This is a genomic window from Levilinea saccharolytica (assembly GCF_001306035.1).
Taxonomy (GTDB): Bacteria; Chloroflexota; Anaerolineae; order Anaerolineales; family Anaerolineaceae; genus Levilinea; species Levilinea saccharolytica.
Genome location: NZ_LGCM01000014.1, coordinates 128,623 through 140,988, shown reverse-complemented (window position 1 = coordinate 140,988; position 12,366 = coordinate 128,623). Strand labels below are relative to the sequence as shown.

7 protein-coding genes are annotated in these 12,366 nt (G+C 47.2%); all 7 read right to left on the bottom strand.

All coding sequences use genetic code 11. The annotated features are described in order from the left end of the window. Positions 1-15: 15 nt before the first annotated feature. The 7 genes from ADN01_RS03425 to ADN01_RS03395 all read right to left on the bottom strand — a co-directional run bounded on the left by ADN01_RS03425 (position 16) and on the right by ADN01_RS03395 (position 12,350). Positions 16-2,601, bottom strand: a complete 2,586-nt coding sequence (locus tag ADN01_RS03425) for a DNA methyltransferase (protein WP_075070919.1) — start codon at positions 2,599-2,601, stop codon at positions 16-18. A gap of 11 nt (positions 2,602-2,612) precedes the next feature. Next, entirely contained in the window at positions 2,613-3,884 is a 1,272-nt protein-coding gene (locus ADN01_RS03420; protein ID WP_062416900.1) for a hypothetical protein, read from the bottom strand. A gap of 18 nt (positions 3,885-3,902) precedes the next feature. Continuing rightward, positions 3,903-8,237 carry a DUF6079 family protein gene (locus ADN01_RS03415; RefSeq protein ID WP_062416901.1) on the bottom strand — a complete coding sequence of 1,445 codons (4,335 nt, stop codon included), beginning with the start codon at positions 8,235-8,237 and terminating at the stop codon, positions 3,903-3,905. Continuing rightward, entirely contained in the window at positions 8,221-8,787 is a 567-nt protein-coding gene (locus ADN01_RS03410) for a hypothetical protein (RefSeq protein WP_062416902.1), read from the bottom strand. The genes ADN01_RS03415 and ADN01_RS03410 overlap by 17 nt, the downstream gene beginning before the upstream one ends. 14 nt (positions 8,788-8,801) lie before the next feature. Beyond that, positions 8,802-9,968 carry a UPF0758 domain-containing protein gene (locus ADN01_RS03405; RefSeq protein ID WP_147238957.1) on the bottom strand — a complete coding sequence of 389 codons (1,167 nt, stop codon included), beginning with the start codon at positions 9,966-9,968 and terminating at the stop codon, positions 8,802-8,804. After that, positions 9,965-10,189, bottom strand: coding sequence for a helix-turn-helix domain-containing protein (locus ADN01_RS03400; RefSeq protein ID WP_075070918.1), 225 nt, complete (start codon positions 10,187-10,189; stop codon positions 9,965-9,967). The genes ADN01_RS03405 and ADN01_RS03400 overlap by 4 nt, the downstream gene beginning before the upstream one ends. A 187-nt stretch (positions 10,190-10,376) precedes the next feature. Continuing rightward, entirely contained in the window at positions 10,377-12,350 is a 1,974-nt protein-coding gene (locus ADN01_RS03395) for an AAA family ATPase (protein ID WP_062416904.1), read from the bottom strand. Between the last annotated feature and the right edge of the window lie 16 nt (positions 12,351-12,366).

The following is a 12,366-nucleotide window of genomic DNA, read 5'->3' as shown; positions in this document are numbered from 1 at the left end:
ATCCAATGCTCATGGTCAATCGACCAACCCTTCCAATTGGGGTTGGTCGGGTTTCTTCCTGGTTTTCTTCGGGCTTGTTTGTATTCCGCGCTTGACGCAGATCTGGTAATCCTCTTCCACCTGCAGCTGCAGTTCTTCGCCCAGCCCATCGAAGCGCAGGCCGCCCTTTTCGTACAGGATGCGTCCCAGATCGTACAGCCCGGCGCGACGGCATTGATAGATCCAGTCTGCCAGGGTGGCGGGGTTGGCGGGTTTGTCGCGCTCGCCCGGCGGTACCCCTTCGCTGAGGGCGTTGGCAAAGCGTTTAATGTGGCGCAGGACACCGGTAGAGCGCAGCCCCAGCTTTTGCTGACGTTCTTCATCGTCTTTGGCCGGTCGCCAGGTGCCTTCAGCGGTTTTGAAGAAGAATTCCGGCAGCCATTCCTGCAGCAGGCGGCGCGGTTTATCGCTGATGGGCAGGTACTGCTCGAACAGGTCTGAATAGTGCACGCCGCTCTCGCCAGGGTGTTCACGCAGCCAGCGCTGCATGAAGGCCTCCAGGCGCTGCGCCGCGGCGGATTCTTTTTTGCCTTCGGCCTCATCCACCAGGCCGGCGGTATCCAGCAGGTACCAGCGCACGGCCTCATGCGATCCGAACAAATCAGCTTCTTTTTGTTCAAACAGGTTTTTCATCACCGGCTCGGTCACCGGTTCGGCCACGCTGCGCAGCAGCTCGTCGAAGTTGTGGCGCTGAAACTCGCCGCGCCGCACCATGCGGCTGACCAGTTCGTCGTACAGCCGGTCAGCGCTGCTGCCGGGGTGGGCTTCCAAAGCTTCAATCAGGATGGCGCGCGCTTTTTCGAAGAAGGAAGTCGCGTCCTCATCGCCGGTGAGGATGACTTTGGCGGCCACTTCGCCCGGTCGCGGCTTACGGAAATTAATCACCAGGTCTCGTTTGGTAACTTTTTCAGCAGTATATTGATTATATGATTTTTGGCCAGTATCAATAAAAAGAGTAGAGTCAGATTTATCTGGTATAAATCCAATTTCGGTCATAAAGTCTTGTACCAGTTCCCAAGTTCCTTCACTTGTATCGTGATAGCAAAGTGTTATCCACCGATTAGGTTTTAGCACTCGGAAACACTCTTCAAAAGAGCTACGCATTAATTGAGCCCAGTCTACATCGGTTTTACCTCTTATTTTGTTAATTACGATTTCGTTGTCTTGCCAAGATGTATCTAGTTTTAACCATGCTTCCCAAACAAAGTTAAGTTCACCATATTGAACTTTTTCACCATAAGGAGGATCGGTAAAGATGTAGTCAATTGAATCGTTAGGGATTGTTCCGATATTAGTTGCTGATTGTGTAGAAATCGAAACATCAACAGCAGATAATGACTTGGATAATTCAACCTCTGCATTTCTAATATCTACAAACTTTCTTTCCAGCAGATCATATACGTTTCGTTCCTTGCACATCTGTGGCAAGTAGTAAGTTCCCGCCATAATTCCCCCACCAGCTTCTTTATGGTGGCTCATCTTGCTACCGTGTAAACAAGAACCTGTTAGAAGTAGGCGAAAAACATTGGAATATAATGATTTGTCTGCTTCAGACAAGAATAATGCGAAGGCCCATAAATTCCGCTTGGTAAAAAATTGGTCAACTCTCTTCAAATCCCCGTGGTAGGGACGCCATAACAATCCCCACCTTAATTCTTTATCAGGGGTGTTATTCATGTTATTGTGGGGATACCAATACGGTAACGATTTGCTTTCAATTTCTTTAATTTTTTTTAAGTCAAACAACTCAAAGTATTTTCGTTTCTTAGCATTGGGGTCAATATGGCTACGTTCACCACGTTGAGGTTTACAACCCTCTTCACAAATGTAACTAACCTCTACGGGTATGGATTCTAGACGTTTCCCAGAAGTATTAATCTCTTCCTGATGACCATGTTTCAGGCAAGATGGGCAAATGCGTATTGTTTTTAACTTTCCATCACTAGTCTGACTTTGAATTTCTGGGCAATCATAATAAGCTACTTTCTCAAGACACCGTGAGCATTGGAAGACTGTTGAAAAAACGGTATAGGCAGTCGTGGCGCGCCCGTCGCAGCGGTCGCAGCGCGTTTCGTACAGCCAGTCCATTTCGGGCTTTACTTTGGCTTTCAACTCCTCAAAGGCGCGCTGCAGTTCATCCACATCCACCGGGGTGCAGTAGTTCTTGGTGATGAAGGTGGCCGCCGGCGAAAGGTCAATGGCGATGGCAGCCCGTCCCTCCATCAACGCCGCCAGTGCCGTCCCGCCCGAGCCGCAGAAGGGGTCCAGCACCAGGTCGCCAGGTTGGGTGTAATGGCGGATGTACTGCTGGATGGCGTCATGCGGCTTCTTCGACCAGTAAGTGTGCATGTTGTAAATGGCGGTCGCCTTCGTTGTAGTGATCGGGACATCAAAAGGCGGCACGTTGTAATCGTCATGCTCGGGGTCGTAGGGCGTGGCGTGCTCCTCCACGAATTTGCGCAAGTTCGGGTTGGGGCCGGAGGAGTAGTAGCCGTCGGGCATCCGTGGCACGCTGCGCTTGAAGAGCGGGGATTGATGAGGGGAGGGTTTTTGTTTGGGCATGGGGGTGCGACCTATACGTGCAATAAATTGAGCGCTTTGATTGCATCTGATACGGCTGCCACAAGCTGCGCTGTGGCTATCATTACATCATGATTGCGCTTCCAGAAGTCTGGGGTTACATACTTTTCATCCGCGCGGGTGAACTCGGTAAGGATCTCAACCAGTTGCTTATCCTCGAAGTCGAAGACATTCTCGGATTTCAACTTGTACTCTGAAAACAGCCTCAATCGCTTTGCCTTAATATTAATTCCATCCAGATCCACCTGAATCGATTGGCCAAATGGGAGCAGATTATGAAATGCTCTATTTCTGGCCCCGTGGATCATCTCACGGTAATTTGACAAAGAGGGTTTATTCTGATCTCGAGACCGTGGCAGGCAGCGGAAGGCTTCACTCAGGTTGTGGTGAGCCGAAAGGGTCATCCAGAGAATGATCGGCTTCAAGTCACAGACACTCATCAACAGGCGTAGAATTCTAACGGCATCGCTTTCAAAATCATACGCGATTCGAAGCACATTGTTGAATTCCGCCTGGTTCTGATCCAATTGAGGGCCGCATTTTTGAAGAGACGCGTGATATTCATCTGCTTGCCTTGCAAGAGCATTGGCCACCTCGTCTAAAAAACCGACGGTAACCTTTTCGCCTGGCTTAGGAACCTGTAGAGATGCGAAACATTTTTTCTTTAACTTAATATATGCATCATGGAATGGCTTGTAAAAGTTGTCGGGTAAAGGGACGGCCTTTTCAACCTCATCCAGCAATAATTCTTCGTCGGGTAAATTCTGAACTTGGATGAGAGGTTGAGCCACGGTTAATGAATTGGGTAGGGTTGGGTCAATCTGAATTTCGTTGAAAAGGGCATGATTAATGGTTTCCGAAAACTGCTCCGTCGCATTGACCTTCCCAATCAAAATGAAAACCATCCGGCCAAGCGAGGCTAATTCACCTTCAATCGCATTGGTGATCGATTGCTTGTTAGGCAGGTTCTTACTTTTCTTGGAAATATATTTGAAATCGGAATTCACCTGAATTCCATCCACTAATGCAAGATTCTTTATATTAAAATCACTTCCATCTGCGGCCATCATGCAAAGGTAAGAGGGATTCTTGTTCGTTTGAAATTGATCCCGAAACAGGAAAGAATTGTTGATGATCACCAGATCATCTTCTTCAAACCGAGTTAATTCTTTGCCTTTCCATTCCAAAAAGGCAGAAGATTCGTTGAGTGTTTGAACCTGATTCAGGATGGTTTCCTGAATGTTGGATGTTTTTTGGGTGGTCATCTTATTCCCCCTTTCATTTTACGGTGCGCCCTTTTGGTCATCGGTGGATGTCGAAATCTCGATCACAAGCGTTTGGTCAGCCTGATCGTTCCCGATAATCTGTTTACGAAGATAAGTTTCAAATTCAGAAACGATCAGTTCTAATTCACCACCCTCATAGGTGCGTTTAGTGGGCATGAAATCAGCCATATTAATCTTAATCATCACAACTTGCTTGAGATACTTTTCAAGCAAGTGCAATAGCGCATTCTTGTTATCACCCATGAGTAACATTACAAGAACTGACTTCAAATTATCTGCGTCTCGTGCCGCAAGTAGATCACGTATGAGAGCTTCCTCCTCACCCTGCTTGAGACGCTGCTGCAGGGATGGGCTCAATAATAGTTGAACCTTGGCCGTCAACGCGGTCTGAATGCTTTCCCGGGCTGCCTGAAGCGCAGCATTTGCTCGGGTGATCCATTCAGAGCTGTTGCCCAAGGTCAGCGGGCAGTTGGCCGGCTGCGGCCAGTAGGCCAAATCGCGTTCGACCCCGGCGCGTGTCAGGCTGGCAGGGAACAAATCCGGTGATTTTTCCAATTGGCGAACCAGGTTCTGGATGGCCGGGCAGGGGTCGGCTCCCAATGCTTTGAGCTGCGCCAGCGCTTTGAGGGCCAGGTATTCGGGTTGGCTTTCTACTTCGCCGAGTTCCTGCCGGACCTGTTCGGTATGCGACACCACCTGGTCAAAGGCTTGCAGGTAGCGCACCCGGTAGGACTCAATCGCCTCCTGCATGGGTTGGATAAATTCATTCAACAACCGGGTTTCATTTTTCACCCAGGCATCCAGGTCTTTCATCCGCAGCTTCAACGCCGCCAGATTTCGTCCCAGATCCGCCAGTTCGGGGGTTGTGGGGATCTCCACATCCAGGTAACGCATGCCGGCGCGGAGCTGTTCCCGATAGGCATAGAACTTGCCGACCTGATCGATCTCATTCCGGCGGATGATCAGGTCATCCACGTCTTCGGAGCGAACAACATCCTCATGATAGGTAGGATAGCCAAACGCCTTTTCGATCGCATTGCGCAGGAAGGGGATTGGATCGGTCACTTCAACCGGGCTGGCCAAAAATCTCTCCCAGGCACTCATCCTTTCTGCCATCGTGAAAGGTTTGCCGATTTCTTCGAAGAGATCCTTCATCCCCTTGTTTAACTTCCGGCAGGGCTCCAGCGCATCTTTTTTGAATTCCAATATTCGCTGCACCGCAATCTGGATGTCCGCGTCCTCATGCACGGATTTGAGGCTTTCATCATTTAAGAAAACGGCGGCAAAAGGCGCCAGCACCTCCCACCCTTCCGGGGGCTTCAAGCGCTGGATCTGGTCAAAAGCATCCAGGGTGGCGGTTTTAAAGTCGATCGTGGTGATGTTGCTGTAATCGATCGCTTCCGCAGGCAAATTCTTACCCGATAACGTGATGCGCAAACGGCCTTCCCGCACCAGGCACAGCAGATAGAGTTGGATCATGCGCTTGCTGAGGCCGTAATTCACGCCTCCCGGACCGCCGATTCCCGTGAAATTTTTATACAGGGTGGTGGCAGCCAGGCTAACCCCGCTGCTGCCGATCTTATCTTCAATCCACTCCAGCATTTCTTTGGTATAACGGCAGTCCCGCGTGTCCAGTTTGAGGTCGTTGGGTTTGCGCATGATCCCTAACGCGAAGCCGTAGTTCCAGGACGCGGACACCTCCTTGCCAGGTTTTACACCGCGTGGGAATTCGCCTGTTTTTACGATCCCATTAATTACATTGATTGCATTCAGGTCGTTGAAGGGAGCTTGAGCATCGAAGACGATATCTTTGCAGGCATAGGTTGAATCCAACACCTGCCCAACCAGAGGCGTCAGGATCGCGGTGAGCTCTCCCTGCGACAGAAATGCCATTTGAGAATGGTCGGTGGCGGTGATCTGACCCCGCCCGTAGCTATCCGGAACGATGCGATAGATGGTGCCCATCTGGGCTTTTAGCCGGCCTTGAACCCAATCCAGGATGAGTTTGGCCTTATCCGAATCCTTACCCATCGCTTCGGCCACCATGCTGCGGTAAGCGGCGAAATCCAAAAGCAGGGATTCCTCGGCCGGGGTTAATTGATCCGGAGACCAATAGAGAATCCGCGAGTCGCCTTTATCCTTCGCCAGCTTTTCCAGTTCGCTCCCCGCCGGCGTGTTACTGATGAATACTGCAAAGTCCAGGCCGGTTTCTGCGCTGTTGATGGAAGGAAGGATTGCGCCGCGTTTGGCAATATCCAACAGGTTGCGCATGTAAACTCTGCCGGTAATTTCGCGGCCATGCCATTTGATGGTGAAATCTTTCTGGCTTTCCGGAGCAACCTCACGCAAGAGCGATTGCGTACCGGAGGCCAGTTCTAGAGTCAGAAGGTTGGTGTCAATTTGCCAACCGTCCAACGCCAGCAGTTGATGCCAGGCATCGCGCTGATAAACTTCGTTCTGTTCGGCTTCAGACCGGGCTTTTTGGAAGATATCCACCGGATTGGGACCAGACCCCGTGACATTGAAGCGGTATTTACCGCTGACCTTTTCAACCTGGACGAGTTCGATATCCAGCTTATCGGCCAATATTTCATAGTGATCCCGGTTATCTTGTAGGTCTGCCGCCTGACCTTTGTCGTGATCTTTCCACTCCATAACACAGTTCATTAATTCTTCGAAAGAAAGACCATCCGGTGAAAGATTTGCCACATGATATAGAAACAGCGTCTTGACGATCTTTTCACAGCGGCTGCGGAACACTTTGATTTGCCCGCCCAGTGCACCGTCAATCTGGCGTTTGGCTTCCTCGTAAGCCTGCCATTCTTCGGGAAATTTAGTTTTGATGCTGGCGATACTGCGCGTGGTGCCGGATGGATCTTCTTCATAACTGACCACGTCTTCAAAGAGCGACCAGAGGGTGATCAATTCGTTGGATTGACGTTTCCGCTGGGTTTTCAGCGTCTGGAGCATGAAATAAAGCGCCGACCGTACCGTTGTCAGGTGGAAAGACACCGCACGTACCACATCGATAGCCGGCGGATAGAATGGGAAGAAACGGGCAAACTGATCTTTTCCGGTCGCTTGCGGCCAGGAGAAACTGCGCTTGTAATCTTCGTAGTATTGATCAATCGCGGCTTTGTCCGTAATTTCCCGCACGCGCGAAAGAGCGATATCGTAATAGTAATCTGGCCGGTTGAGCAAAGGCACGAGTTTCAAGCGTTCGTCCGCGATGATATTTTTCACCCCCACCAGCTTGGTCTCGATCGCCTGCTGGGCAGCGCATACCGTCCACACGGGCAGGTTCTCAACCTTGGCCAGACGATTCGACAGCACCACGAGGGCTTTCTCATCCTCTACCCGCTGCGAGTCGCTGCGGCCTTTCATGAAAAGGGATACTTCATCCAAAATAATCAACAAGCCCGCATACCCTTCGGAAAGTAAGCGATCAACCATGTGTTTGAGCTTTGGCTCAGTATCCACCGGGATATCGGGAGTAACTTTTAGATAGAGTCGATAAAAATCCCACAAACGCTGACCGCAGTCACGCCGAACACCCGGGTCCTGGTTGTTCTGTAAATCGCCCAGGAATTCCTCCAGGCTTTCCCGGCTTTCTTCGTCAAAGTATTTTGGATCCTGTAAGAATTTGCTCAGGTCACGACTATAACGTTCAATATCCTGCTGTAGGAAGCGTTCCGCCAGAATTTCGGTTGGGTACAAAGGCAGCGAATGACCGTTTTCAATGAAATACTGCTCGCCAACCGCTTCAAGAATGTAATCAGCCAGGTTCTTTTCAGATCCGCTTAATCCAGAGCCGCTGCCGCCACCTTGCCCCACCAACGTTTTTACAGCTACCAAAAGCCCTCTGGTTTCTTGGGTTTTCTTCTTTAGTCCATTTTCATAGAAGTAATACAGGCTGTCGCGTTTTCCTTTCCCAAGCTTGTCTTCTTTTTCTCGAACAACCTCCCATTCCTTCTCGCCGCCTAGCGCCAATGCACCGAGGAATGACAAAAGATGGCTTTTCCCTGAGCCAAATTCTGCTTGAATCCAATATCCTTGACCAATCGGGGTGTCTTTCCTTTTGGGATCATAGGGTGCAGATAGTTGACGGAAGAAATCCATCAGGAAGGGCCGGACAGGATCGATCAGGAATTCTGTCACTGTCTGCGTTTCGCCAACGCGGTTTTTCCGGGATTGGTGTCGCTCTTCCTCTGTTCCCTTATTATTCCAAATGTGCTGTTCGACAACATAGACGCTGATAATATCGTCGGGCACCTGAGTGATCTGGTCGAGTGATTTTCGTTGGTAAAGTTTAAGTTCAGGCGGCGTTGGCATTTTCTAACTCCCAAAGATGGTTGTCGGCGATCAACTGGTAAGGCAATTCTCGGTGGAAACGTGAATTCGCCTCGGTAAACAGCGCGACATGGTCACCCCGCTTTTCACCAGGAAGTAAAAGCAGGATATGGTTTTGGTTGGATGCTCGCGCGCGGATGGTCTGTAGATCTAGATCATAGGCGAACAATAACTCAATTTGTTTGAGGATGATAAAGTGATCCTTCTCTAAGAGATTGGCAAGAAGCGAGTCAAATGTCAAATTAAGCCGGCGTTGGATGGTTTGAGGACGTTTCCCTTCACTTCGAACGAGGTCACGCAGGTCCTCATCTCCAATCCGATCCATCAAAGCAAAATTTAGATTGACGACCTGGTGGCGAGCGGTGGTCGCATTGCCTGGTTCCTGAGACAAGAGGTTTATTTGAGATAGGATGTCATTCTCAAACGCAGCCAGTTGCGAGTAAGTACCCAAGACACCATATAAGTGGCGCCCGCTGTCAATTTGCAGGTTTTCTCTGAGTATCGTTGTGATTTGCGGCCCGCTCAACTTCATAATTTGCTTCCCCTTTACGACTCTGCAGATTCCTGTTGAGTGTCGGAGAAATCTTCCGGTTTTTCACGCAGGAATAACGCCTTATCTTTTGACTTCGAAAAATATTCCTGTAAAGCCGCTGTTTGATCGAGTGAGACGGTAAATTGCTTCACATTATCGATTTCGCTGATTTTGGAAATAATTCCCAAATCGCGCAGGTTGTATAACTGACGGCGAAGCCACTCTCGATCCCAAAGTAACCACCGGTGTAGTGGCCCCTGGTAAAGTTGATCAAATGTATAAATACCGGGTTCGCTAAATTCAGAAGTGAAAACATACAAAAAAGGCTCAAACTCACCGGGCCGTAATTGAAAACGTATAGTCTCACCGGCTACATTGCCGATGCCTAGAAGATTATAAGAATAGAATATTGCCCGAAGCATGTTTTTAAGGGAAGAATCGCTGGCTTCAGGTAAGTATTTTAGAACAAAATCCTTCACCTGGTCCCGGTTGGTTCGCCCGATTGGGAGCAATGGATAAACCAATTCTTCCGCCACCTTAATGGCTATCGGCTCGGATTTTAGTATATGGTAAAAAACAATCGGTTTTAGGGCATTATCTTGTGGTTCATGACTGAGGAATAGGGTCAAAGGGGATTTGAATTTTCCCGTTGAGTAAAACCGGTCAACAATGTAATTGGCTCTTCTTCGTCGCGTCTCTTCAGAGTTATAAGGAAGGTTGCTAATTAGGTAGTTCTTGTAATCCTCTAAATTTGTAAAAGAAGGGGCCTTGGGTAAAAGAAGTAGAGAATTGGCAATTTCATCATTTGCAAAAACACGCATATTGCGTGATTCTGGTTCCAATTCCTGAACACTCGCTTCATGTGAATTAAAAAGAGTGGGTTGTTGAATAAATGATTTCTTCATTTTGATAGCATCAATAATTCTGAACAAAGTGGCCGTTGATTCTCCAATGCCAGGAAAGGACGATAATTTCTCGATAGGGGCTGAAATGATAGCGTCTATACTTCCAAAATGCTGTAATAAATTTCCAGCAAGGGGAGCCACATCTCTCCGGGGTATCGAATACGTTAGGATTAATTCCAGTAATTCAATTTCACTGACCTGGTCAGCAAAAGTTAAAAAACGTTTTCGTAAACGTTCTCGATGGCCTTCATGATCTTTTGCTGAATCTGAGTTCATGAAAAATCCATTTTAGGCGGCTTTGATTTTGAGGAATCAAAGTTCAACTGACCATTCGCAATCCATTGAATCAGCGTCGGACGATGAAAACGCCAATGCCTGCCCACTTTTTGGGCGGGTATCTTACCGGCCTGAGCTAATTTATATACAGATGATACTGGTATTTTTAGCAGATCAGCCGCTTCTTCAATGGTTATGATGGGTGAACTCTCGTCATTCATCGAGTGCTCCCGTAAGACTGTTATTTGAGGTTGTTAGTAATTATTGCATCTTATTTCATGGGTGTCAATCAAAAATAGTTCTTTCGTGAACGAATTTCTTGGAGCATGGGATATAGTAGTAATGCCATAAAAAGAGAAAAGCCCTCTAGGTTTGAGTAGAGAGCTTTTCAAAAGGGCTTTTCAGGTACTACCTAAGTAGCTTGTTCAAAGTACTGAATACCTTATCAAAGTTTTCGATTGTGGTTTGTGGGAGGTGATTTTCCAAAACTCCAATACAATCAACGAAGTATCTTGCAGGACGATAATGAGAAAAAGTTATATTGCCTTTCATTGGGTTATGTTCAAAATATTCTGCTAGCCTGACAAGTAGACGTGGGTGGCCATTTTTGATGTCATCGACAGTTATTGGCTTTTGTAAACTGGCTTCATATTCCTTGTTGACTAATTGTAAATAAAACTCATCCCCAAACATATCTTCAAGATCCGCTTCGCCTCGACCTAAAAAGTCAGCATATGTAATCACATTCTGCTTTTTTAGAAGTTTCTTTTTATATAGATTCTCGATAAGCTGACGATCTTTAGCCTGAATATCAATTAGAGTGGCTGTTGTCATGCCCTTTTGAGAACGAAGAATGGCGACAAAAGTCGGGACTTTATCGGTTCCACCAACAGGAGTAATTGTCCATTTTGGAGATAGGCTCGTTTTACCGAGCCTATCCAAGAGGGCCGATATCGTCTGAAGTACCATCAAGTCAGAAACCCCTTCAACAACTAAGTTGTTAGGGCCGACGAAGAGTGTTTGATATATTTCATATCCTAAAGCGCCCTGCAAAGGAAATAAACTGTCGTCCGTTGCTTCCAAGACGTCGTTCAGGACTTTTGTTCCGCGCTCTTCCTCTGGTAAATCTTCAGTAGTGTCCATTTCTTTGTCTTGAACGATACGCACTCGCTCAAATTTTCGTGCATCGACCATGAATGGTGAGTGAGTAGTATAGATTACTTGATGCTTGTCTTTTAATTCCTCCTCGATATAAAGCAGCAAATCTTCCTGGGCTTTTCCGTGCAAAAATAAACCTGGCTCGTCCAATAAAAGGATCAAAGGTTCGTTTGCCTTTTGCTGTTTATCAAACCATGCGAGGAAGGAGAAAAACCACACAAATCCTCTTGAACGAGAGCCAAGTAGGGTTGAAACCTTGTGTTTGCTGTCATAAACCCTAGCCCAAATATTGGTGCCGTTCGTCATTCCTTCCGGGTCTTGAGGTCGTGCAGGTCGGACATCAAACCTAAGCTCAATATGTTTGTTTTGTGACCAATACTTTAAAATCTTTCTACTTAGGTGGTTGCTGGCTCCTTCAAGTTTATTCACAAGCTCCTGAGTCCGCGTAGGATTTAACACCTCGTTGAAAGTTATGCGCGCTAATTCAAGTAGCCCAAGGAGAGGATAGTCACTCTTTTGCAACTTGTTTTCATTATTGCGCTTTATCAACGCGTCGAGGTTTTCACGCCCAGTCATTTGATAGTATTCATCAAAATACATGAACCTTGGAATGTGTGCAACGATATAAGTCTCAAAAATATACTGATCTAATGATTTATTGCCGATTTTACTTAATTCACTATTGAGCCGTTTTAGGTGATCAGCATTTTCGGGAGTGCTCTTTGATTGAAGTACCTCTTTCAACTCCTCAAGTCTTGTGGCTTTTAATAGACTCGATGAAAGTCGGGTGGGTAACTCTGCTTTTTCAATAAGAGATCGAATGCCAATAATCTCGTTTACGTTTAAATTAAAAAACCGTTGATTCTCATAGCTCTTACTGTAAGTAAATTCTGGGTTGACCAATATCCCCGATCCAAATTCATTTTCGATTTCTGCGACTTCCTTTGGATCTAGACTGAACTTTGCTGTAACAACGGTCGCTGGTTTTCTTTTTCGGGTTTCAATATCTTGTTGATAATCTTCAACGTAAGCTCTAGGGTAATCATCGGTGACATCATAATTCCCTTCGGTTTCAATGATGGGATTCAGACGATACAAAGCCTGCAATATGGCAGTTTTTCCTGCTTCATTTTTACCAACGAGACAGGTAATGTCTCCAATTTCAAATTCGTTTGAATCTTGGATGGATTGAAATTCACGTACTCTGACGGATTGGAGCTTCATTTTTTCACCCCTTTTT